This is a genomic window from Litoreibacter albidus, from assembly GCF_900107015.1.
Lineage (GTDB): Bacteria > Pseudomonadota > Alphaproteobacteria > Rhodobacterales > Rhodobacteraceae > Litoreibacter > Litoreibacter albidus.
This window is the reverse complement of record NZ_FNOI01000003.1, coordinates 25746-47001: the sequence shown is the minus strand read 5'-3', so window position 1 is coordinate 47001 and position 21256 is coordinate 25746. Positions and strand designations below refer to the sequence as shown.

24 protein-coding genes are annotated in these 21256 nt (G+C 59.3%); 11 read left to right on the top strand and 13 right to left on the bottom strand.

All coding sequences use genetic code 11. From position 1 onward, the window contains the following. Window positions 1-74 precede the first annotated feature (74 nt). From BLW66_RS08705 to BLW66_RS08685, 5 genes are all read left to right on the top strand, one after another. Window positions 75-974 carry a LysR family transcriptional regulator gene (locus tag BLW66_RS08705; protein ID WP_089946761.1) on the top strand — a complete coding sequence of 300 codons (900 nt, stop codon included), beginning with the start codon at window positions 75-77 and terminating at the stop codon, window positions 972-974. A 71-nt stretch (window positions 975-1045) separates the two neighbouring features. Continuing rightward, a complete protein-coding gene (locus BLW66_RS08700; RefSeq protein WP_089946760.1) occupies window positions 1046-1480 on the top strand; it encodes a CBS domain-containing protein in 435 nt (144 codons plus the stop codon). 217 nt (window positions 1481-1697) lie between these two features. After that, window positions 1698-2189 carry a pantetheine-phosphate adenylyltransferase gene (gene coaD / locus BLW66_RS08695; RefSeq protein WP_089946759.1) on the top strand — a complete coding sequence of 164 codons (492 nt, stop codon included), beginning with the start codon at window positions 1698-1700 and terminating at the stop codon, window positions 2187-2189. Window positions 2190-2286: 97 nt separating this feature from the next. Continuing rightward, window positions 2287-2847, top strand: coding sequence for a peptidylprolyl isomerase (locus BLW66_RS08690; RefSeq protein ID WP_089946758.1), 561 nt, complete (start codon window positions 2287-2289; stop codon window positions 2845-2847). Further along, window positions 2813-3388: a peptidylprolyl isomerase gene (locus BLW66_RS08685; RefSeq protein ID WP_425283330.1), complete on the top strand. Its 576-nt coding sequence runs from the start codon at window positions 2813-2815 to the stop codon at window positions 3386-3388. Before BLW66_RS08690 ends, BLW66_RS08685 begins: the two co-directional genes overlap by 35 nt. A gap of 107 nt (window positions 3389-3495) precedes the next feature. Here the strand turns inward: BLW66_RS08685 and BLW66_RS08680 are convergent, their stop codons facing one another. Continuing rightward, on the bottom strand, window positions 3496-4287 hold the full coding sequence (locus tag BLW66_RS08680) for an enoyl-CoA hydratase (protein WP_089946757.1): 792 nt from the start codon (window positions 4285-4287) through the stop codon (window positions 3496-3498). A gap of 69 nt (window positions 4288-4356) precedes the next feature. On the opposite strand from BLW66_RS08680, the gene BLW66_RS08675 reads away from it, so the two are divergent. Continuing rightward, window positions 4357-4779 (top strand): PaaI family thioesterase, encoded by a 423-nt coding sequence (locus BLW66_RS08675; protein ID WP_089946756.1) that lies wholly within the window; start codon window positions 4357-4359, stop codon window positions 4777-4779. 99 nt (window positions 4780-4878) lie between these two features. Here BLW66_RS08675 and BLW66_RS17760 read toward each other — a convergent pair whose 3' ends face one another. After that, window positions 4879-5112, bottom strand: a complete 234-nt coding sequence (locus BLW66_RS17760; RefSeq protein ID WP_139254552.1) for a DUF1127 domain-containing protein — start codon at window positions 5110-5112, stop codon at window positions 4879-4881. 97 nt (window positions 5113-5209) lie between these two features. Between BLW66_RS17760 and BLW66_RS08665 the strand changes: the two genes are divergently transcribed. The 3 genes from BLW66_RS08665 to rpsI all read left to right on the top strand — a co-directional run bounded on the left by BLW66_RS08665 (window position 5210) and on the right by rpsI (window position 7759). After that, complete coding sequence (locus tag BLW66_RS08665) at window positions 5210-6649, top strand: aminotransferase-like domain-containing protein (RefSeq protein ID WP_089946755.1); 1440 nt, start codon at window positions 5210-5212, stop codon at window positions 6647-6649. A 151-nt stretch (window positions 6650-6800) separates the two neighbouring features. After that, complete coding sequence (gene rplM / locus BLW66_RS08660) at window positions 6801-7262, top strand: 50S ribosomal protein L13 (protein ID WP_089946754.1); 462 nt, start codon at window positions 6801-6803, stop codon at window positions 7260-7262. Window positions 7263-7264: 2 nt separating this feature from the next. Beyond that, a complete protein-coding gene (gene rpsI / locus BLW66_RS08655) occupies window positions 7265-7759 on the top strand; it encodes a 30S ribosomal protein S9 (RefSeq protein ID WP_089946753.1) in 495 nt (164 codons plus the stop codon). Window positions 7760-7871: 112 nt separating this feature from the next. On the opposite strand, the gene BLW66_RS08650 is transcribed toward rpsI, so the two are convergent. The 10 genes from BLW66_RS08650 to guaA form a co-directional block, all read right to left on the bottom strand. After that, window positions 7872-8471: a hypothetical protein gene (locus BLW66_RS08650; RefSeq protein WP_089946752.1), complete on the bottom strand. Its 600-nt coding sequence runs from the start codon at window positions 8469-8471 to the stop codon at window positions 7872-7874. Window positions 8472-8572: 101 nt separating this feature from the next. Then, window positions 8573-9190, bottom strand: a complete 618-nt coding sequence (locus tag BLW66_RS08645; protein ID WP_089946751.1) for a TetR/AcrR family transcriptional regulator — start codon at window positions 9188-9190, stop codon at window positions 8573-8575. Beyond that, on the bottom strand, window positions 9183-10058 hold the full coding sequence (gene ppk2, locus BLW66_RS08640; protein WP_089946750.1) for a polyphosphate kinase 2: 876 nt from the start codon (window positions 10056-10058) through the stop codon (window positions 9183-9185). The genes BLW66_RS08645 and ppk2 overlap by 8 nt, the downstream gene beginning before the upstream one ends. A 49-nt stretch (window positions 10059-10107) precedes the next feature. Beyond that, complete coding sequence (locus BLW66_RS08635; protein ID WP_089946749.1) at window positions 10108-11070, bottom strand: alpha/beta fold hydrolase; 963 nt, start codon at window positions 11068-11070, stop codon at window positions 10108-10110. Beyond that, window positions 11063-11983, bottom strand: coding sequence for a homoserine O-acetyltransferase MetA (gene metA / locus BLW66_RS08630; RefSeq protein WP_089946748.1), 921 nt, complete (start codon window positions 11981-11983; stop codon window positions 11063-11065). The genes BLW66_RS08635 and metA overlap by 8 nt, the downstream gene beginning before the upstream one ends. A 41-nt stretch (window positions 11984-12024) precedes the next feature. Then, window positions 12025-12888 (bottom strand): ATPase, encoded by an 864-nt coding sequence (locus tag BLW66_RS08625; RefSeq protein ID WP_089946747.1) that lies wholly within the window; start codon window positions 12886-12888, stop codon window positions 12025-12027. Window positions 12889-12941: 53 nt separating this feature from the next. Next, window positions 12942-13853: a DMT family transporter gene (locus BLW66_RS08620; RefSeq protein WP_089946746.1), complete on the bottom strand. Its 912-nt coding sequence runs from the start codon at window positions 13851-13853 to the stop codon at window positions 12942-12944. A gap of 113 nt (window positions 13854-13966) precedes the next feature. After that, a complete protein-coding gene (locus BLW66_RS08615) occupies window positions 13967-15064 on the bottom strand; it encodes an OmpP1/FadL family transporter (RefSeq protein ID WP_089946745.1) in 1098 nt (365 codons plus the stop codon). Between the two features lie 148 nt (window positions 15065-15212). Next, on the bottom strand, window positions 15213-16103 hold the full coding sequence (locus tag BLW66_RS08610) for a DMT family transporter (protein ID WP_170833440.1): 891 nt from the start codon (window positions 16101-16103) through the stop codon (window positions 15213-15215). A 130-nt stretch (window positions 16104-16233) separates the two neighbouring features. Beyond that, complete coding sequence (guaA, locus tag BLW66_RS08605) at window positions 16234-17811, bottom strand: glutamine-hydrolyzing GMP synthase (protein WP_089946744.1); 1578 nt, start codon at window positions 17809-17811, stop codon at window positions 16234-16236. Between the two features lie 175 nt (window positions 17812-17986). Here guaA and BLW66_RS08600 point away from each other — a divergent pair, with 175 nt between their 5' ends. Then, window positions 17987-19528, top strand: coding sequence for a trimethylamine methyltransferase family protein (locus BLW66_RS08600; protein ID WP_089946743.1), 1542 nt, complete (start codon window positions 17987-17989; stop codon window positions 19526-19528). Here BLW66_RS08600 and BLW66_RS08595 read toward each other — a convergent pair. Further along, window positions 19525-19857 (bottom strand): DUF6477 family protein, encoded by a 333-nt coding sequence (locus BLW66_RS08595; protein WP_089946742.1) that lies wholly within the window; start codon window positions 19855-19857, stop codon window positions 19525-19527. The two genes, BLW66_RS08600 and BLW66_RS08595, sit on opposite strands and share 4 nt — an antisense overlap. Window positions 19858-20351: 494 nt before the next feature. Here BLW66_RS08595 and BLW66_RS08590 point away from each other — a divergent pair, with 494 nt between their 5' ends. Beyond that, window positions 20352-21251 carry a DUF6456 domain-containing protein gene (locus tag BLW66_RS08590; protein ID WP_342027820.1) on the top strand — a complete coding sequence of 300 codons (900 nt, stop codon included), beginning with the start codon at window positions 20352-20354 and terminating at the stop codon, window positions 21249-21251. The last annotated feature ends 5 nt before the right edge of the window (window positions 21252-21256 follow it).

Genomic DNA, 21256 nt, shown 5'->3' with positions numbered 1-21256 from the left:
CAGTTTATGCTTGCATTTATGCAATAAGAAGGGCCAATTTCCCAAAATCATTTTGCAAAAATGTAAGGGCTGAAATGGCTGAACCTAAGTGGGACGATCTGCGTGTTTTTCTGGCTGTGGCCCGCACCGAAAGCCTGTCCCGCGCTGGCAAAACCCTGCGCTTGGACCCCGCAACCGTGGGCAGGCGCGTGGCGCGGTTGGAGTCCGCGTTAGAGGCCGTGCTATTCATGAAGTCGCCGCAGGGCTACGCATTGACCCAGGCCGGTGCACGCCTTGTCGCGCGGGCGGAGGCGATAGAGACGGCCATGTTCAACGCCCAAGAGGATGTACTGGGCGGGGCGGAAACAATGACCGGCCAAATTCGCGTTGGCGCGCCTGACGGTTGCGCGAACTATCTGCTGCCGCAGGTCTGCGCGTCGATCTGCGCCGATAATCCGGGGTTGGAGGTGCAGATCGTCGCCTTGCCGCGCGTCTTCAACCTCTCCAAGCGGGAGGCGGATATGGCGATCACCGTGTCGCCGCCAACGGCGGGCAGGCTGACCAGCCAAAAACTTGCGGATTACCATCTGCATCTCATGGCCAGCCGAGACTATCTGGCGGCAGCGCCCGCCTTATCGAAGCTAGAGGACCTGAAAGACCACACCATTATCGGTTATATCTCCGACCTGATTTTCGACACGGAGCTGGATTACCTTTCTGAGATCGGCGGCCCGCGCACCAAATTCGCGTCGAACTCCGTCTCGGTTCAACTCAACTGGGCACGCGTCGGGTCGGGGCTGGTCATCGGTCACGACTTTGCGCTGCCCTTCGCGCCGGAGTTGACGCGCGTGCTCTCCGATCAATTCTCCCTCAAACGCAGTTTCTATCTGGTGCGCCACGCGGATGACCGGAACATCTCGCGGTTGGGGCTATTCGCCAAAGAGCTGGGCAAGCGCGTGCGCCAAGAAGTGGTGAGGCTGGAAGGCCGGACTTGACGCAAACCCAACCTTGCGACGACAGTGGGTGTATTGATCATTTTGTTGATACCCTAAAAGGAGATGCGCATATGTTGGTGAGCCAGATTTTGAAGCTGAAGGCGGATGACGGCGTTGTGACGATCGGACCGGCGGCCTCCGTTGCTGATGCGGCCAATATGTTATCGACCCGCAAGATCGGCTCGGTGGTTGTGTCCTCCGACAATAAAACCGCTCTGGGCATCCTGTCAGAGCGCGACATCGTGCGCGAAATCGGCAAGCGCGGGGCAGGCTGCCTTAGCGAGACAGTCGACAGCATGATGACCAAGAAGCTGGTCACCTGCACGTCCAGCGACCGCGCCGACAGCATCCTAAGCCAGATGACCGAAGGCCGTTTTCGCCACATGCCTGTTGTTGAGGGCGGTGAAATGATCGGCCTGATTACCTTGGGCGACGTCGTCAAAGCCCGCCTGAGCGAGCTGTCGATGGAGAAGGACGCCCTTGAAGGGATGATCATGGGGCACTGACGGCGAATGCCGTTAATCTCTGGTCGTGTTTTCAAGGATAATTACGCTTAAATTGCAACGATTTACGCGTCGTAGTTCCAGCACTACGATACGTTGTTAATAGCGAAGCGTTGGCATGTGGGGACGCCGAGTTGGGGCGCAATATCGCAATCGACTTGCAATCCTGCGCGCAATATTGTTGCGTTGCCCGACGGTAATACGAGCAAAGGCCCAACATATGCGTATTGGACTATACCCCGGAACATTCGACCCGATCACTCTGGGGCATTCCGACATTATCCGGCGGGCCTGCTCGCTGGTGGACCGTCTGGTAATTGGCGTCGCCATCAACCGCGACAAGGGCCCGTTGTTTTCCCTAGAGGAGCGCAGCGCCATGATAGAGGCAGAGTGCGCAGACATATCGGCGCAAACCGGCTGCGAGATTGTCGTTCACCCTTTCGAGAACCTGTTGATCCACTGCGCGCGCGACGTGGGTGCCAGCGTCATTATTCGCGGGCTGCGCGCGGTCGCGGACTTTGAATACGAGTACCAAATGGTCGGCATGAACCGCGCCATGGATAACAGCGTGGAGACCGTGTTCCTGATGGCAGAGGCGCAGCACCAAGCGATTGCGTCCAAGCTGGTCAAGGAAATCGCGCGTCTGGACGGTGATGTGTCCAAATTCGTAACCCCCGCGGTCAACGCCGCATTGCAAGACAGATTGCGCTAGCTTTGCCACCAACACCGGACCGTGCGGGCAGGGGTTTACACCGCTCGCAACTGGTCTAGTTTGTCGCCAAATCAAAACGCTTAGGAGCGCCTTACCAATGGCCGATATCAAAGATCCCGAAAACACCATCCTGATGGAACTCTCCGGTGGCACCGTCACTATCGAATTGCTGGCCGATGTCGCGCCGCTGCACACCGCACGTATGAAGGAGCTGGTTCGCTCCGGCGCCTATAACAACGTGGCCTTCCACCGCGTGATTGACGGTTTCATGGCGCAAACCGGCGACGTTGCGAACGGCAACATGGAAAAAGATTTCAACATCCGTTTGGCTGGCACAGGCGGTTCCGACATGCCTGACCTGCCTGCTGAGTTCTCCAAGCTGCCCCACGACCGTGGCACTATCGGCGCGGCGCGTTCGGCAAACCCGAACTCCGCGAACAGCCAGTTCTTCATCAACTTCTCTGACAACAGCTTCCTGAACGGCCAATACACTGTTTACGGTCGCGTCATTGAGGGCATGGAGCATGTTGACGCGATCCAGCGCGGCGAGCCACCAATGAACCCTGACCGTATGATCTCTGTTGTGGTTGCCGCTGACGCCGACGGCGCTGCTGGCCCAGCCGATGCTGCTGATGCAGATGGTGGCGACGGTGAGTAAGTATCTGGCAATCATCGCGGCCTTGGCTGCAAGCCCCGCGCTTGCAACCGGCTTGGAAATCGACATCTCTGGCAAGGCAAACGGCACGGTCGTGATCGACCTGTTCGAAGATGTCGCCCCGAAGCACGTGGAGCAAATAACCGCGCTTGCGGCTGAAGGCGCTTATAACGGCGTGGTGTTTCACCGCGTGATCGAAGGCTTCATGGCGCAAACCGGCGACGTGGAATTTGGCAAAGCCGGTGGGGACACGGCTGGCGCTGGCCGTGGCGGCTCCGACCGTCCCGACCTGCCTGCGGAATTCTCGGAGCTGAATTTCGAGCGCGGCATCGTCGGCATGGCCCGTAGCCAAAGCCCGAACTCTGCCAACAGTCAGTTCTTTATCATGTTTGACGAGGGCTCTTTCCTGAACGGTCAATACACCGTGGTGGGCAAAGTGACGTCCGGTATGGACGTGGTCGATGAGATCAAGCTTGGCACAGGCGGCAACGGCGCCGTCGTGGGCACGCCTGATCAGATGAAGGCCGTTCGCGTCACCGAGTAACGCGCCGATACCCCTCCGCGCTTTGTCGTGCGGGGGTGTTCTGGCTGCGAGGAACGGACCATGCTTCTTTGGGAGGAGTAAGCATGGTCCGTTTTTCATTCCATGCCTTAAGTATTGCTCCAGCTGGGCGCGCGCTTTTCTAAGAACGCGGTGATGCCCTCGTCTGTGTCCCCGTCCGACATGTTCACCGCCATAACCTCCGCCGTGAAGGCATATGCGTCGGCCACGCCCATCTGTGCTTGCTCATAGAACGCCTGCTTGCCGATGCGCACCGCCGTGCCAAGTTTCGCGGCGATGGTTTGGGCAAAGGCCATAGCGTCGGCATCCAGATCGCCAGAGGTCACGCGGTTGATCAGCCCCAACTCCTGCGCGCGCTGCGCCTCTATGAATTCACCGGTTGTTAGCATCTCGAACGCCTGTTTACGTGGAATATTCCGGCTTACGGCAACCATCGGGGTAGAGCAAAACAAGCCGATGTTGACCCCGTTCACCCCGAACTTCGTGCCCTCCGCCGCAATCGCCAGATCGCAGGTTGCAACCAACTGACACCCTGCCGCGGTGGCGATGCCGTGGGCTTGCGCGATAACCGGCTGCGGCAGGCTCTGTATCCGCGCCATCACGGCGGAGCAGCGGGTAAACAAGTCCACCCACGCGCTTTTGCCGCCGTCGTCCGCCTGACGGGCTGCTTGCATTTCCTTTAGATCATGCCCCGCGCAAAACACCTTGCCCGCGCCGTTCAGGATCACCACGCGGATTGCGTCGTCCTCCGCCACAGCGTCCAATGCCGTATGCAATGCCGCCAGCATCGCGTCCGATAGCGCGTTCAACTTGGCCGGATTGTTCAGTGTCAGGCGCGCCACCGGCCCGTCGTCGCTTCTCAAAACTAACGCGTCGTTCATCTTGCCATTCCATCCCTGATCTGGTCCGCTACGCCCAAAGCCTAGGACGTCACAGGGCAGGGGGGAAGTATGGAAGTGAAAATGGACAAGGCCGCATTGCAGGCCTTCTTGGAGCGTGATTTTCCGCAAGTTACCGATGATTTCGAGTTCGTGGAAATTGCGCCGCCATTTGTCACGATGGCCCTGTCCGCCTCTGATAAGCACCTCAGACCGGGGGGGACGGTTTCCGGCCCGTCGATGTTCGCGCTGGCAGATGTCTGCGCCTACTTTTGTATCCTGTCGGTGCTGGGGCCTGTGGCCTTGGCGGTGACCACCAATTGCTCGATCGACTTCATGCGTAAACCCGCGCCTGGGCGGCTTTTGTGCCGGATGGAACTGCTCAAGCTGGGGCGCGTGCTGGCGGTGACCGAAGGGCGGCTGTATTCTGAGAACGCGCCTGACAAGCTCGTGGCGCGGGCGTCTTTGACCTACTCAATCCCGCCGCAACGCTAGTCACGCGCATATAAAAAGACCGGGCGCAGGCGCCCGGCCAAGTTTGATCTCGACACGGACAGGGGAGTCGTGCCGAGCATCAGGAACTGGGTAAATCTGCTATGACAGCCAGAATCCGCGCCGTGCTTCAGCGTCGGTTTCTGCGCGGGTCAGCCCGACGTCGTGCAGCTGTTCATCTGTCAGCTGCTTCAGCGCACGTCGGCTGCGAGACGCCTCGTCCCAAGACATCAGCACAAACGCCAGTTTGACAGCAGCGCGCGCCGCTGGCGCAACAGTGGTGCGGGCAGTCAGGGCAGACAGGTCAAGCGAGAGCGGTTGTGTGAACGTTGCCATGGAAATGGCCTCCAATATTTGTATTGATACAATGCAGCGCTGTGGCTACAATATGAAGGTACAATTCAGAATTGTATGCGTCCACAGAAAGATTGTTATGAATACAATATGGTTTCCCGATCTCTCCAACGCGCAGGGGCCGAAGTACCTAACCTTGGCCGACGCGCTTCGCGACGCGATCCAGTCCGGCGATCTGGCGCGGGGCGAGAAGCTGCCGCCCGTGCGTGAGGTGGCGTATCAGTTGGGCATCACACCGGGCACCGTGGCGCGGGCCTATTCGCGGCTGGTGGATGCCGGTTGTCTGGAGGCCGTGGTGGGGCGGGGGACGTTCGTGACCCTCACGGCCCCAGATTATTCAGACAACCCGCGCGACTCCATGAGCCCGATCTTCGAGGACGCGATCGAGGTGGATTCCACCCCGCATAATTCGGGCGGCAGCAGCTACCGCGTGAATATGATCTCCCCGCATCTGCGCAACGTTGGCCAATCCGCCTTGATCAAGAAGCTGTTGGCCGAAATTGCCCAAGACCCGCCGTCAGGCGTTATGCACTATCCCAGCCGCGACGCGTCCAAGCCAGCCCGTCAAGCCGTCGCCCGCTGGCTTTCGGCCGCCCCCATCGGTCCGGTGACCGCGGAGGAGGTCATCCTGACCAATGGCGGGCAGAACGCCATCCTGCTGATCCTTCAGGCGCTGTTGCGCGGGCGTAAGCCCACCGTGCTTGTGGAGGATCTTGCCTATCCCGGTTTCCGCCGCGCGGCGGAGCTGCTTCGCGCCGATGTTGTGTCTGTCGCCACGGATAAAAACGGCCTCATCCCCGAAGCGTTGGAGGAGGCCGCCCGTGCCCATGATGCGCAAATCCTCTGCACCTCTCCGGAGGTTCATAATCCCACCTGCGGCTATACGCCTGAGGCACGACGGCGCGAGATTGTGGAGATCGCCAGACGCTTCAATTTCGACATTCTGGAGGATGATTGCTACCAGATGTCCGTCGCGCAAACGCCGTCCTACCGGATGTTGGCGCCGGAACGCAGCTGGTTCGTGGCGTCGCTCTCGAAAACGCTGACACCCGCCTTGCGGATCGGTTTCGCGGTGACGCCCCCCAACAAAAGCGCGGTGCTGCGCCGCGCGGCGGAGCATTCGTTTTTCGGTCTGGCCACGCCGTTGGCGGATCTTTGCAGCAAGTTACTCTCCCACCCTGACACCCCCAAGGTGATCGACGCGGTTCGGGTGGAGACGGGCAAATATGTGCGCGCTGCGGTGAACATCTTAGGGACTTATGATGTGAACTGGCGCGAGGATGTCCTGTTTCTGTGGCTCACCCTGCCGGAGGGCTGGCGCGCCAACGCATTTTGTCAGGCGGCGGAGGCGGAAGGGGTGCAAATCCGCTCCGCAGAGGATTATCAGGGGCGCACAGGCCCCACGTTGCATGCGGTTCGCATTGCGATCAACGCGGGCGTCAGCCTAAGCAGCTTCGAGGCGGCGATAGGCCGCTTGAAGGTTCTTTTGGACAACCCGCCGGAGCAGATAATGTCCTGAATTAATGGGGTAAACTGATACCTTATTTATAAGATGCTGTTTTTGCTAATTTAATTAGAGAAAACTGCCGTTGACTGTGCCCCCAATTCCACTAGAAACAGCCCATCCCAAGGGGCGTTTGCCCCATGGCCGTAATTCTTGAGGAAAACCCATGAAAACCTTTACCGCTACCCCTAGCGATATCGACAAGAAATGGATCCTGATCGACGCCGAAGGCGTTGTTCTGGGCCGTCTCGCGTCCATCGTTGCCATGCGCCTGCGTGGCAAGCACAAGCCGTCCTTCACTCCACACATGGACATGGGCGACAACGTGATCATCATCAACGCTGACAAAATCCAGTTGACTGGTAACAAGCGTGAGAAGCCAAACTACTGGCACACTGGCCACCCGGGCGGCATCAAGTCCCGTACGAACGCTGAGATCCTCGAGGGCAAGTACCCAGAGCGCGTTCTGACCCAAGCTGTTAAGCGCATGCTTCCAGGCGGTCCACTGTCGCGTCAGCAAATGACCAACCTGCGTGTATACGCATCGGCTGATCACCCGCACGAAGCTCAATCCCCTGAAGTTCTGGACGTCAAAGCCATGAACAAGAAAAACACGCGGAGCGCATAAGAATGGCTGACGAAATCAAATCCCTCGACGAGTTGAACACCGTCGCAGAAGGCGTCACCCCAGCAGAAGCTGTGGCAGAAGCTATCTCCCGTGAGCCAGTTCGTGACGATCTGGGCCGCTCCTACGCAACTGGTAAACGTAAAGACGCGATTGCGCGCGTTTGGATCAAGCCGGGTTCCGGCAAGGTTGTTGTGAACGGCAAAGAGCAGAACACATATTTCGCACGCCCTGTGCTGCAAATGATCCTGCGCCAGCCTTTCACAGTGTCCGGCACCGAAGATCAGTTCGACGTCTACGCAACTGTCAAAGGTGGCGGTCTGTCTGGTCAAGCTGGTGCGGTTAAGCACGGCATCTCCAAGGCGCTGCAACTCTACGATCCGTCCCTGCGTGGCGCCCTGAAAGCCGCCGGCTTCCTGACCCGCGACAGCCGCGTTGTTGAGCGTAAGAAATACGGTAAAGCGAAAGCCCGTAAGAGCTTCCAGTTCTCCAAGCGTTAAGCTTCGAGACCTTGCGAAATTGGAAAAGGCCACCCGACGCGGGTGGCCTTTTTTGTTGCTACTTCATTTGCGCGCGATTAACGAATACGCATGCAGGTCGACGTCGTGAATTCTAGATTTCTTTTTCGTCAAGAATGTCGCGAATTGGACCCGCAGTTCCCGATGAAATGATGTCCTCTAAGTCCTTTGGAAGCTGGGGGAGGTCTTTTATGGTTTTGCCGTTTCGGTTGGCGGAAAGCTCATTCTTCACGGCAGTTTGAAGCTTCCTTGCTGCTTGGATGAAGTCTCTGATCGCAAATTTTGCAGTCATAATTTGGATGAGCTTAGCGCGCCTGTCATTTCCGGTTAACGAGATCTCCTTTTCAGCTCGATCCAGAATAATTAAAGCTTGAGTTCCTGCTGCAATTGCATCCGATGCAATTTTGAAAACCATCGCGAGTTGGCTCATGGTCATTTTATGAACTTTTTTTGCAAGCGTCTCCATGGCGGCGGTTCCAGCGAGAATGGCGTCGATGTTGATGCCGTAGGCATAACGCATACCAGAGACTTCAGTTAAGCTCTTAAGAAGAGTCTTTATTTTCCCCTTAAAGGACATGGCGGTTACCTTGGCGCCGATCTCTTTCGAAATCTCTTTGACCTTTTCAAGCTTAGCATTCAGTTGTTTGGTTTCTTCCTCGGTCAAATCCGCGGTTATCAATTGTTCTTCGTTCATCAAAAGTCTCCATGAAATTATTGTCAGCACACCTCAAATAGGAAGCAGCTATAATTATGGTGACCTTTTTCTTCATGTGGATCAAGCTTCGGCTAATTGAGTTAGCTATCAGGCTCGATCAATCCTAATCCCCGCAGGTAAATCCCTATACCGGCCTCCAGCAAATCCTCCGGCGGGTAGGGCGCTTTGGAGCCGGGGGTACCGCGGGCGAAGAGCTCTACAACGCCGTGTGACATGGCCCAGATGTGGCTGGAGAACATCGTGGCGGGGGGGCGCTTGTCCTCTGGGATGTGCTCCGACAGCTTTAGCGCCGCTTGCTCCAGCACCCCGCGGGAGCGGTCAGCGGCGGTGGCCAGAACGGGGTTCGCCTGCAGGTTCACGCCGCTCTCGAACATCGCCATATAGTGCCCCGGAAACTTGCGGGCAAAGGCAAGGTAGGCGCGGCCCGTGGCCTCGAACGCCTTGAGCGCGGTGGGGTGTCCGTCCGCATAGGCATGCTCCATCAGGTCGCCAAAGATGCGGTGTCCCTGCAAGGCGCATTCCGCGATCAGCGCCTCGCGCCCCTCAAAGTGCCGGTAGACGGCGGCAGGGGTCACGCCCGCTAGTTTCGCAGCCTCCGCCACGGTGAAACCCGTTGGGCCCTTGTCCTCAATCAGCTTTAACGTCGCTTCAATCAGCGCCTGCTTGAGGTTGCCGTGGTGGTAGCCGCGTTTAGGCATTCGGCGACCACATATCCACGCCGCCGCAGATTTTGGCATCGGGCCGGATCGCCACGCTATCGTCCTTGTTGTCGTAATGGATGCTGTTCAGCACCTTGCGCAGCGCAGAAATCCGCGCGCGGCGCTTGTCGTCGGAGCGGATCACCGTCCAGCGGGCCTGCGGCGTGTCGGTTGCGGCAAACGTCTCTTCGATGGCCCGCGAATAGGCGTCCCATTTGCTCAGCCCCTCCACGTCGATGGAGGACAATTTCCACTGTTTCAGCTTGTCGCTTTCACGCGCCAGCATCCGGCGCAACTGCTCCGCCCGGCCTACATTCAGCCACAGCTTGATCAGGATAACCCCGTCATCCACCAACATCTTCTCGAAGTCGGGGGCTTGGGTGAAAAAGTGCTGACGCTCGCCGACAGAGCAAAAGCCGAACACGTCCTCCACCACGCCGCGATTGTACCAGCTGCGGTCAAACAGCGTGATCTGGCCCGCCGTTGGCAGGTGTTTGATGTAGCGCTGGAAATACCACTGGCCGCGCTCTTCCTCGGTCGGTTTGGACAGCGCCACCGTTTTGCAGACCCTCGGGTTCATGTTCTCGCGGAAGCGCTTGATCGTGCCACCCTTGCCGGAGGCATCGCGCCCCTCGAACACAATCGCAACGCGCTTGCCTTCTTTCTTGACCCAAGCTTGCAGCTTCATCAGCTCGATCTGCAGGCGCTCCATTGTGTCTTCGTAATCGTCGCGATCCATGCGCGTGTCATAGGGATAGCTTTGCGCCAGAATGTCGTTCTTGCCCGCGTTGCGGATGGCATCGCGCACGTTGTCAGGAATTTCTTCTTTATAGAACTTGGAGATAGCACCGTCGAAGGGCAGGGTCATGATGGCCTCGTTCGTCTGTTTTATGGGGTCACTATGGGGCCTAAGCCCCTCACAGGCCAGCGCGTTTTGCCAATCGGCGCAGGGCATCAAACGTGCGGGCCTGCGCGCTGTGGTGCGGCATGTGGCCGATACCGTTCAAGGTGGTCAGCCGCGCGGATTTCACCTGCTTGGACAGTGGCACCGCGTGGATCTCATAGCCCACCGTCTGATCCGCCGTCCCGTGGACGATTTCCACCGGCATTTTTAACTCGCCGTAGCGTTTCGACTGTTCGGTGATCTGCGGCAGCAGCGCGTTGACCATCGCGATGTTCACATTGACCTGCGACGGGCGCACAGCCAGCCCGATGCCGACGTGCTCCAGATAGCCCTCGGGAACAGGGTCGGGGGCAAAGATGTCGTCCAGCGCCTGATTGGCGCGGCGCTCGCCTGTATAGGCGGAGGCAATTGGCGTCAGCACATTGCGCCCGAAGGCGCTGCCCATGACGCGGTAGAACCGCGCAAGCTTGCCGTCCCAAGGGTTCGAGACACCCGAGATGATCAAAAGACCCGCCGTATCCGCCCCGTGCCGCAACCCGTAGGACAGCGCAACCGCGCCACCGTAGCTTTGCCCCACGACCAGCGGGCGTTTGGCGCCCACCATCTTGGCGGCGGCGTGGATCAGGTCGGCTTGCTCCGCCACGGTCTCCACGTCACCCGCGCGGGTCTTGATCCGGCCTGTGTAGCCATGGGCGGGGCGGTCGATTGCAATGAGGCGAAATTCCCCCTTCAGTTGCGGGATCATGGAGAAGGTGAAGTCTTTCCAGTTTGCGCCAGCCCCGTGGATCAAGATCACATCCGGCCCGCGCCCCTCCACGTAAACGTGCACAGGCGTGCCGTTGACGTCCAGAATGCGCCCTTCCGGCGGGAAGTCTTCGATGGCGGCTTCCGTACGCGACTGGATGCGTTTGTCCAGCACTGCGGCGCAGCCCGCCAAGGCCAGAATGGCCCCCCCAAAGAGCGCGAGCTTAAGCACCTATTCTGTCCAGATCGAAGGGCGTCGTCTGATAAATTTGGTTGATCCAGTTGCCGTAAAGCAGATGTGCGTGGCTGCGCCAGCGGTTCATCGGCTTTTGGGTCGGGTCGTCGTTCGGGTAGTAATTTGCGGGCACATCAATCGCCACGCCGGCCTCGACGTCGCGGTCGTATTCGTCCTTCAACGTGCCACTGTCATACTCGAAGTGGTTGAAAATATAGAGCGCGCGGTGATCGGGGTCTTCCACAAGGCACGGCCCGCTAACTTGGCTGCCCAAAAGGGTTTTCAGGCCATCTGCGGCATCAATCTCGTCTTGGCGCATCTCGGTCCAGCGCGACACGGGGATCACGCAATCGTCCGAAAACCCACGCAAATAAGGCGACGCCGCGTCCAGATTGCTGTGCCTGAAGCAGCCGAACAGTTTGGTGTCCAGGATGTGCTTTTTCACGCCGTGGAAGTAGTTAATCATCGCCATGCCGCCCCAGCACACGCCAAAGGTGGAATGCACATTGGTTTGCGTCCAGTCCATGACCTCGCGCAGCTCGTCCCAATAGGTCACCTCGTCAAACGGCAGATGCTCAATCGGGGCGCCGGTGATGATCAGCCCGTCAAACTTCTCGTGTTTGACCTCTTGGAAGGGGCGGTAGAACTCTTCCATATGCTCGGCTGCGGTGGTCTTGGTCTGGTGCTCCGACATGCGGATCAGCGACAGTTCGATCTGCAAGGGCGTGGCCCCGATCAAACGGGCAAACTGGTTCTCTGTCTGGATTTTCTTTGGCATCAGGTTCAGCAACGCGATGCGTAGCGGCCGGATGTCCTGAACCGCCGCCTGATCCTCGCTCATCACGCTTACGCCCTCGCGCGACAGCACGTCGTAGGCGGGCAGGGCAGAGGAGGGCAGTTTGATAGGCATAGAAAATGTCCGTTAGCTTGAGGCTTTGATACCTAGGGCGCTCACCCCTTGTTGCCAAGGGTGGCGGCGATCAACTCGTCGAGACCTTCGGGCGTCGTCACCTTGCCCAAGTCCACATGCGACACCTTGATGCCGAAGTTATCCGCCATCGCACGGTAACGCGGCTCGCGCTGCGAAATGGCGCGCGCATAGGTGAAGGTCATGAAGGCGTTCGGGTCCACGTCGCCCTCGGTACAATTGTGGGTGTCCAGATACTCCGCCCACAGCTCCTTTAGAAACTCCGGTCGGTAGCACATCGGTTTCGGCGCGGACTTAAAGCGGCGCACCAACTCGGCCTCATGATCGGCGGAACCCTCGATCCACACCATCAAATGGTTCTTGGCCAACTCGTTCAGCAGCGGGTCGTCCGGATTGAACGGGTCCACAACCTCACAGGTGGAGCCGCCGCTGTCGCACACAAAGTTGCTATAGCCATACAAATCCTCGGCGCGTTTGATGAAATGCGCCGTGTCATAAAGTGCCGCCACTTCGGCGCGGTGATGCTGGGCTTGGCGCGTTTGATATTCGGCAAAGCTAAGGCCGCCCAGCGTCGGATCGCCCGGTTTGCCCAGATAGGTCGACAGGGGCGACAGGTCCTCGAACGTTAGGTTCGACGCGATATAAATGCTGTCGGATCGCAAAAGCTCCGCCAGAAACGGGTCTTGCATGGCGCGGCGCTTGAAGTTGTCGGTGATGTATTCGCCCATGTAGCGCGTGCCGATACGGTAATCGGCGCTGTAGTGAAACCAGTCACCAGTGGCGCGCAACATGTTGGAAATATGCGTTTTTCCCAAGCCGGACATGCCGAAGAACAGCACCTTTTTGCCCTCGGCCTGCAGCCAGTCTTGCCCCGAATTATAGATCATCCAAATCGCTCCTTATCCCCGCGCAAATAGGTAGCGGGGCAAGGGCGCGCTTGCTAGGGGCGTTTGCGCAAAAAACCAAGGATGCGGCCATCCAACACCAGCAACCCCGCGGCCAACAGCGCAAAGCCAAGGTAGGCCCGTGGTGCCAGTGCCTCCCCCAAAACCAAGGCGCCCAGCACGATGGCGACAGGCGCGACCAGCAAGGTGCACAGCATCAGATTGCCGCTGCCCGCCATGCCCAGAATGCGGTAGTAAAGCAGATAAGCGAACGCCGTGGCGATGACCGCGTAATAGCCGATTGCCCCCCAAGCCGTCACACTGAGGTGCAGATCAGGCGCCCCGTCCACCATGAAGGCCATAGGCACCATGACCAGCGTGGACGCGGTCAACATCCCCGCTGACGCCACTTGCGGCGACAGCCCGTGTAGCCGTTTTCGCGCCCACGCACCGGCGAAGGCATAGGATAAAGTTCCCGCCAAAACAGCCAGTTGCGCGGTGGAGCGAATGTCGAATTGCAGCAGGTTTTCCAGCCCGATCGCCGTTGCGACCCCGAAGAAGCCCAGCAAAACGCCGACCGCGCGGTTCAGCGTCAACCGTTCATCCGCGAACAGCAAGGACGCCACCACCACGCCAAACACCGCCGTCGCCGCGTTCAAGATGGAGGTCAGCCCCGTCTCGATATATAGCTGCCCCCACGCCATCAGCGAGAAGGGGATGACGTTGTTCAACACCCCCATCAGCAAGAACGCGCCCCAGATTTTCGGGTCGCGCGGCACGGGCAATCTGCTGAGCGCGATGTAGCCCCACAGCACCAAGGTGGCCCAAAACACACGGTGCGCCACGGCGGTGATCACGGGCACTTCGTCCAAGGCAAGGCGGATCGACAGGAAAGAGCCGCCCCAGATCAAGGACAACAGCGCCATCTCGGCCCACGCGCGGGTGGTCATGGTTTTCTGAGCGTTCATGGCACCATCAAGCAGAGCTACCCGCCCCAAGGCGACCCGTAAACTGCGCTATCCATGAAAAAAGCGCCCGATCAATCTGACCGGACGCCCCTTCGCGTTAGAATTGCGAGAGTTTAGTAGCTGTAGCCAATTTTCAGGCCGACAGCGATGGCTTTGTTGTCGGTGAAGTTCGACGCCGTTGCGCCGGATGTCCCAAGAGTCGTCTGTGCGTTGCCAATCTTGATGTAACGCACGCCGCCGGAGACCTTCACGCCGCCGTTGGTGTAGCTGCCGCCTAGGCCAATGCTGATATTGCCATCTGTCGGGCCGAGGTTGGAGGAGAAGCCACCATTGGATTTTTCATACCCGAGGGATACCGCACCGGACCAGTTCTCGTTAAAGCGACGACCGATACCGATGTTATAGGTGATCGTGTCATCACGGTAAGAAACGAGGGACGGGTTGCCGGGCAAGAAGCCGTAAGCGGTTGGGGAGATGTCAAAATCGCTCCAGTCAACCCAACGCACCGAGCCAAACAGCAGGGTGTCAGGCGCGATACCTGTCTGGAAGTCCAAGTTAACAGACTGCGGTGTCTCCACATTGGTGGGGGATGTAACCGCAGCGGGGCCGGTTTCAACGGTGCTTAAGGAGTGCGCGATTTCGGACGAGTAGGTGAGAGCGACACGCAAGGCGATATCGGGGCGTTCGTACGCCGCACCTACAACATAGCCGACACCGTAATCTTTAGTCGCTTGCGCTGTATAGTTTGCAGCAAATGGAATGGACGCGATGGCCTCCAAGGACTGGTAACGCAGACCACCGTGAACAGACCAGTTCTCATCGATCTTGTAGCGCAAAAGGCCTGTAATCGCCTGCGATTCCAGTGTGGCTGTCGCACCGCGCGCGAAATATGTCGTCGCTGCCGGATAGTTCACATCCGCGCCGAACGGCTCATCATAGATAAGTGTAAACGACAGCTTATCGTTGAATTGATATTTATATGCCAAACCGACCAAGCTGTAGTCACCGGACATATTGCCGGACGAGCCGCTGCCGAATGGCACTGTCGCAGTCCCAGAAACGGTAGGCGACACGCTTCCGAAGGATAACTCAGCGTAGTTACCGGTCTCAAAAATTGGCGCGATGCTTTGACCCGAACGGTCGATCCCGCCTGCGGAGGCAAGTGACGTGCTGGCTGCGAGTGTAGCTGTGGCGCTAAGAAGTTTGTTCATGGTTTCCTCCCCGAAACACTTGAATGCTGCTTAACCCACCCTAGGGGCGAGTTTCCGCCTGCGTCAATTTGTGACCCAGCGTCACAGCTGAATTGGTGTTGAATTTTTCGACTTAGCCCGCAAGTCGTGGCGAAAAGCGCACATAGGGCTAGGCCATGGCGCGGTTGCGGCGGGATTCGGCGGCGATGTTCAGGTAGTTGGCCCCGAAAATGACCGCAGCCCCTATGAAGACCCACAGGTCAACCGCCTCGCTGAAAATCGCCACACCCAGAATCGCCACCAGCGGCAAGCGCATGAAATCCATAGGCATTACGATCACGGCGGGGCCGTGGCTCAGCGCGGTGGTCAGGCAGAAATGCGCGCCAAGGCCGGTGATGGACACCATCACAACCCACGGCAGCACCTGTAGCGACGGCCAAGCGACATCGCCGTCCCAACCCGCCGTCACGATCCCGAAAACAGCCTGCATAAGGGCCAGCCAGAACAGGATGCAGGTGATGGAATGATGTCGCGTCAGCCGCTTGGTGGCGATGGCGGACCCCGCGAATCCAAGTGCCGAACCCGCCGCGAAGGCCGATCCGATCTCGAAGTTTGCAAAATCGGGGCGGGCCACGATCAAGATGCCCACAAAGCCCACAATTGCCACAAAGATGCGCAGCGGCGTCAGGCGCTCCGACAAAAAGAACGGGGCCAGCAAGGCGACCCAAATCGGAGAGGAGAATTCCAGCGCCACCACCTGCGCCAAGGGGATCATGGTGATCGCGGCGAACCACAGGTTTTGTCCGGTGAAATGCGACAGGTTGCGCACGACATGCAGCCCGAAGTTGCGCGTGCTGATCTGGCCCAACGTGCCAGCCGCCCCGCCGATGACCAAAACCAACGCGATAGAGATGATAGAGCGGTAGGTCATCAGCTCGAACGTGTCCAACTCCACCGACACCATGCGCCCCGCGACCGCCATCGCAGAGAACGACAAGATGGCGCCAACCATCCACAAGGCCGCGAGCGGCATGTTTGACGAGGGGGTGAGAGTGGTCATGGGAGAAATGCTTTACCTTAGGGAATGGCCAAGGGGTGTCATGCGCACGCAGCTTTGTCAAAACGTAAAGGACCACCGAACGGTGCTCCCGCGCGGTGGTCCCGATCTTGTTAACTTTTGTGTCGCGGGGTTATTCCCACTCAATCGTGCCCGGAGGTTTCGATGTGATGTCATAGGTCACGCGGTTGATGCCCGGAACCTCGTTGATGATCCGCGTGGCGGTCTCGCCCAGAAAATCATGCTCGAACGGGTAGTAGTCCGCCGTCATGCCATCCACCGAGGTCACCGCACGCAGCGCACAAGCATAGTCATAGGTGCGCCCGTCGCCCATCACGCCAACCGTCTTGACCGGAAGGATCGCCACGAAAGCCTGCCAGATGTCATCGTACAAGCCATGCTTGCGGATCTGGTCGATGAACACCGCGTCCGCTTCGCGCAGGATTTCCAGCTTGGCGCGGGTGATCTCGCCGGGGCAGCGAATGGCAAGGCCAGGCCCGGGGAAGGGGTGGCGACCGATGAAAGATTGCGGCAGGCCCAGCTCGGCCCCAAGCGCGCGCACCTCGTCCTTAAACAGCTCGCGCAGCGGCTCCACCAGCTTCAGGCCCATCTTTTCGGGCAGGCCGCCCACGTTGTGGTGCGACTTGATGGTCACCGAAGGCCCGCCGGAAAAGCTGACGCTTTCAATGACGTCGGGGTATAGGGTGCCTTGGGCCAAGAACTTCGCGTCCTCGATCTCGTTGGCGTATTTCTGGAACACGTCGATGAACAGCTTGCCGATGATCTTGCGCTTGGTTTCTGGGTCGGACTGGCCGTCCAACTCGCCCAAGAACAAGTCCCGCTCGTCCGCGTGGATCAGCTTCATGTGGTAGTTGTCGCGGAACATCTTCACGACTTCTTCCGCCTCGTTCTTGCGCAGCAGGCCGTGGTCCACGAACACGCACGTCAGCTGGTCGCCGATGGCTTCATGTAGCAAAACCGCCGCGACAGAGCTGTCGACGCCGCCGGACAGGCCGCAGATCACGTGGGCGTCGCCCACCTGTTCGCGGATCGCGGCGATGGCTTGTTCGCGGTAGGCGCCCATGGTCCAGTCGCCGCTGAAACCCGCCATGCGCACGAAGTTCTCATAGAGCTTTGCGCCGTTCGGCGTGTGGTGCACTTCGGGGTGGAACTGCACCGCATAAAAGTTACGGCTGACGTCCGCTGTGATCGCGTAAGGCGCGTTGGGGGAGGTGCCGTAAACCTCGAAGCCCGGTGCAATTTTCGACACGTGGTCGCCGTGCGACATCCAGACCTGCTCTTTGTCGCCCTCAAACCAGCCTTGCAACAGCTCAAGTTCCCCGTGGGGAACCACATAGGCGCGGCCAAACTCGGCGGTGCCGTGGCCCCGCTCCACCAAGCCACCAAGGCCTTGCATCATAACCTGCTGGCCGTAGCAGATGCCCAGAATTGGAACGCCGAGATCATAAACACCCTCAGGCGGGCGCGGAGAGCCTTCGTCGATCACCGAGCATGGACCGCCCGAAAAGATCACGGCCTTCGGGGCGAACTCTGCCAGAAACGCGTCATCCACGTTTTGGTAGGGGTGAATTTCGCAGTACACGTTCAACTCGCGCAGGCGGCGCGCGATGAGTTGGGTGACCTGCGACCCGAAGTCGATGATCAGCAGTTTTTCGTGTGATGCGGCGGGGTCAATGAGATGATCTGTCATGCACGCTGATTATGAGTCTGCGGCCCATGTTGCAAGAGGCTCAGCGCCCCTAGATGCGGCCTTGGCGCGCATAATTGTACCCGCATGTCGCTTTTTCGCCGTAAGGGGCGGTTTCTGGCCTTGGTGTCGCGCGGCTTGCGCTAATCACTGACCTAACACATTGAGGGAGCTTGCCATGACCGACACAGCCACACCACGTAGACGGACACGCGGCGGCGGTGGAGCAGCGCGCCGCGCGGAGCGCACGGCGGTCTCGGTCGAGACGGCGAAGTTCATCGAGCGCAACATCCCCAATTTTGAAGTGCTGACCGAAGAGGCGCTGCAAATCATTGAGACCAATGCGGAGACCGTGCTGGCAGAAATCGGCGTCAACTTTGTCGATAACCCCTATGCGCTGGACCTGTGGCGCGAAGCGGGCGCGGAGATCGACGGGGAGCGGGTGCGCATCCCCCGCGGTCTGGCGCGTGAGCTGTGCAAAACCGCCCCGTCGATGATCACCCAACACGCCCGCAATCCGGAGCGCACGGTAGAAATCGGCGGTAACAACCTTGTGCTGGCCCCCGTTTACGGCCCGCCATTCGTGCGCGACGCAGAGGGCGGGCGGCGTTACGCGACGATGGAAGACTTCAACAAATTCGTAAAACTTGGCTACATGTCGAAGTGGCTGCACCATTCGGGCGGCACGGTGTGCGAGCCGACGGATGTCCCCGTGAATAAACGCCATTTGGACATGCTCTACGCGCATATGTCGCTGAGCGACAAGCCGTTCATGGGGTCGGTGACGGAGCCATCGCGGGCGCAGGATTCCGTTGATATGTGCGAGATCCTGTTCGGTGGTCTGGACGGGCGCACGGTGATGACGTCGCTGATCAACATCAACTCCCCCATGACATTTGATTCTGTGATGATGGGCGCGTTGGAGGTTTATGCGCGCGCTAATCAGGCGTGCATTATTTCCCCGTTCATTGTTGGTGGCGCTATGGCGCCGGTGTCTATCGCGGGTACGCTGACGCAGGTGCTGGCGGAAGTGTTGGCGGGCGTGGCCTACAGCCAGTTGGTGCGCAAAGGCGCACCGGTGATCTGCGGCGCGTTTGTGACCTCGATCGACATGAACTCCGGCGCACCGACATTCGGCACGCCTGAGGCGTCTCATGTCACGTATGGCGTTGGTCAATTGGTGCGCCGCCTTGGCCTGCCATACCGCTCTGCGGGGGCGTTCTGCGGCTCCAAACTGCCCGATGCGCAGGCCGCTTACGAGTCGGCAAACAGTTTGAATATGGGGTTAATGTCGGGCGTGAACTTCATGCTCCACAGCTGTGGCTGGCTGGAGGGCGGCTTGGTATCATCATTCGAGAAATTCGTGATGGATGCGGACCAGTTGGGCGTGCTGCACCACTTTGCAAAAGGGGTGAGCATGGACGACAACGCGCAAGCCATGGGGGCGATGCGCGAGGTCGGGCCGGGCGGGCACTATCTGGGCTGCGAGCACACGCAGAACAACTTCAAAACGGCGTTCTGGCGCTCCGATGTGTTTGATTACAAACCATTCGAGACATGGGCCGACGAAGGGGAGCGGGACACCGTGTCCCTTGCCACCGCGCGGGTGACCAAGATGCTGGGCGACTACCGCCAACCGCACCTTGATCCGAGCATTGACGAGGCGTTGCGCGCCTACGTGCGGGAGAAGAAAGACAGCATGCCGGATGCGTTCTCTTAGGGCGTATTGACCACCGTTGGGCGCCATCCCGGGCGTCCGGCGGGGCGTGTCGGGGCTGGCAGGGTGCGGCTCTCGGCCATCAGTGCGATGAGCACTTCGATGTGTTTGTTGGCGCTATAGGTGCCGTCGCCCGCTAGGCGGGCCTGTTCTATCTGATCCTCTTGGTGAATGAGCGATTCCACAACCGTTTGCGGCGTGGCTGATTGCGCCTGTCCGGCGATGCGCTGCAAGTCGCGGGTGCGCCGGTAACTGCTGAGGCCGTGCCGCGCGGCGCGGACCAGAAGGCGGGGGCGGCGCAGGTCGGTGAGTTGGCGGGTCAGGTCTGTCATGGCGGGCTCCGAAGTTGTAATTTCCCCACCAATCTAGGTTAGCGCGCGCAGCCGTTGCGCTGATTTTTGCCGTGCGGACGGTGCTCGCACGACTGTTTACCCTTTGGAAACAAATTGGCGGATTTGGGCGGCGTGTTAACCATCTCGTAAGTAATGCAACTTCTAGTTGTGTGCGTTGCTTAGGGGCCAACGTGCCGCCTTTGCCCTACCGATCTAGGGGATAAAACATGATTTCTGCTGCCACGCCACAACCAGACAGTTTGTTGCCGAGTTGGATACCGAAAGCCGCCGTTCGCTATCTTATACATACCGAAAACGGACTTTCTTTCAGGGGGTTAGCGCGTCAGGAGGGGTGCCATCCCTCGACAGTGCTGCGGCAGGTGCGCCGGTTCGAGAACCGTCGCGATGACCCTCTTGTGGACGAGGCGCTTCGACGTCTGAGCAACCGCCTGAAAACCCAGAAAATGACCGATAGCACGCAAGGATCGCAAACTATGACCGCACATGCCCGTAACCATTCCGAAACCTATGTTAAGGCCAAATCTGCCGCCGTGGGGGGCAGCCCGTCGCTCTTGGACGACGAGGAGAAGCTGGGCCGTGAGGCGCGCCGCGTTTTGCGTCGCTTGTGCGAGACGGGCGCGGTTCTGGCGCTGGCGGGAGACATGGATAAGGCGGTGGTGCTGCGGTCGTTCAAGGACGGCCCGCCGACGCGCACCGCCGTTGTCACCCGCGACGTGGCGCAGGCGTTTGCGTTGAAAGACTGGATTAGCTGCACGCGCATGGGCCGTGTGGCCAGCTATACGATTACCTCCGTCGGGCGGAGCGCGTTGAAGCAATATCTGGCGCAGGACATGGCCCGCAAGCGGCGGGTGCGCGGCGCGCAGGACGGGTGCGATCCGTTCATTGGCGGCCCCAGCGGCGGCGCGGCGGATTGGGCCAACGGGATGACGCGCACAACCACGTCGGAAAGCCCGTTGGCGATGCTGGCGCGGCGGCGTGACAAAGACGGGCGCAGCTTTCTGACGCAGGATCTGGTGCAGGCGGGGGAACGGTTGCGCGAGGATTTTGAACTGGCGCAGATGGGGCAGGGTGCTGCCGGGCATTGGGAGCGCTTTATGGCGTCTGGTGACCGCTCCGAGATGGCGGGGGATGACAGCCTGCCGACAGCGTCGAAGGCAGCTCGGGAGCGTATATTGGCCGCGCTGGACGATCTGGGACCGGGTTTGAGTGATATCATCATGCGCTGCTGCTGCTTGCTGGAGGGGCTAGAGACCGCCGAGAAGCGCATGGGCTGGTCCGCGCGGTCGGGCAAGGTGGTGTTGCGTATCGCGTTGCAACGGCTTCAACGTCACTATGTAGACGAGAACGGGCACATGAATGCGATGATCGGGTAGCTGGT

What these genes read in the sequence shown, in the direction of transcription:
- BLW66_RS08705 (WP_089946761.1), top strand. Translation starts at nt 75, where the DNA reads ATGGCTGAACCTAAGTGGGACGATCTGCGTGTTTTTCTGGCTGTGGCC.
- BLW66_RS08700 (WP_089946760.1), top strand. Translation starts at nt 1,046, where the DNA reads ATGTTGGTGAGCCAGATTTTGAAGCTGAAGGCGGATGACGGCGTTGTG.
- coaD (WP_089946759.1), top strand. Translation starts at nt 1,698, where the DNA reads ATGCGTATTGGACTATACCCCGGAACATTCGACCCGATCACTCTGGGG.
- BLW66_RS08690 (WP_089946758.1), top strand. Translation starts at nt 2,287, where the DNA reads ATGGCCGATATCAAAGATCCCGAAAACACCATCCTGATGGAACTCTCC.
- BLW66_RS08685 (WP_425283330.1), top strand. Translation starts at nt 2,813, where the DNA reads ATGCTGCTGATGCAGATGGTGGCGACGGTGAGTAAGTATCTGGCAATC.
- BLW66_RS08680 (WP_089946757.1), bottom strand. Translation starts at nt 4,287, where the DNA reads ATGAACGACGCGTTAGTTTTGAGAAGCGACGACGGGCCGGTGGCGCGC.
- BLW66_RS08675 (WP_089946756.1), top strand. Translation starts at nt 4,357, where the DNA reads ATGGAAGTGAAAATGGACAAGGCCGCATTGCAGGCCTTCTTGGAGCGT.
- BLW66_RS17760 (WP_139254552.1), bottom strand. Translation starts at nt 5,112, where the DNA reads ATGGCAACGTTCACACAACCGCTCTCGCTTGACCTGTCTGCCCTGACT.
- BLW66_RS08665 (WP_089946755.1), top strand. Translation starts at nt 5,210, where the DNA reads ATGAATACAATATGGTTTCCCGATCTCTCCAACGCGCAGGGGCCGAAG.
- rplM (WP_089946754.1), top strand. Translation starts at nt 6,801, where the DNA reads ATGAAAACCTTTACCGCTACCCCTAGCGATATCGACAAGAAATGGATC.
- rpsI (WP_089946753.1), top strand. Translation starts at nt 7,265, where the DNA reads ATGGCTGACGAAATCAAATCCCTCGACGAGTTGAACACCGTCGCAGAA.
- BLW66_RS08650 (WP_089946752.1), bottom strand. Translation starts at nt 8,471, where the DNA reads ATGAACGAAGAACAATTGATAACCGCGGATTTGACCGAGGAAGAAACC.
- BLW66_RS08645 (WP_089946751.1), bottom strand. Translation starts at nt 9,190, where the DNA reads ATGCCTAAACGCGGCTACCACCACGGCAACCTCAAGCAGGCGCTGATT.
- ppk2 (WP_089946750.1), bottom strand. Translation starts at nt 10,058, where the DNA reads ATGACCCTGCCCTTCGACGGTGCTATCTCCAAGTTCTATAAAGAAGAA.
- metA (WP_089946748.1), bottom strand. Translation starts at nt 11,983, where the DNA reads ATGCCTATCAAACTGCCCTCCTCTGCCCTGCCCGCCTACGACGTGCTG.
- BLW66_RS08625 (WP_089946747.1), bottom strand. Translation starts at nt 12,888, where the DNA reads ATGATCTATAATTCGGGGCAAGACTGGCTGCAGGCCGAGGGCAAAAAG.
- BLW66_RS08620 (WP_089946746.1), bottom strand. Translation starts at nt 13,853, where the DNA reads ATGAACGCTCAGAAAACCATGACCACCCGCGCGTGGGCCGAGATGGCG.
- BLW66_RS08615 (WP_089946745.1), bottom strand. Translation starts at nt 15,064, where the DNA reads ATGAACAAACTTCTTAGCGCCACAGCTACACTCGCAGCCAGCACGTCA.
- BLW66_RS08610 (WP_170833440.1), bottom strand. Translation starts at nt 16,103, where the DNA reads ATGACCACTCTCACCCCCTCGTCAAACATGCCGCTCGCGGCCTTGTGG.
- guaA (WP_089946744.1), bottom strand. Translation starts at nt 17,811, where the DNA reads ATGACAGATCATCTCATTGACCCCGCCGCATCACACGAAAAACTGCTG.
- BLW66_RS08600 (WP_089946743.1), top strand. Translation starts at nt 17,987, where the DNA reads ATGACCGACACAGCCACACCACGTAGACGGACACGCGGCGGCGGTGGA.
- BLW66_RS08595 (WP_089946742.1), bottom strand. Translation starts at nt 19,857, where the DNA reads ATGACAGACCTGACCCGCCAACTCACCGACCTGCGCCGCCCCCGCCTT.
- BLW66_RS08590 (WP_342027820.1), top strand. Translation starts at nt 20,352, where the DNA reads ATGACCGCACATGCCCGTAACCATTCCGAAACCTATGTTAAGGCCAAA.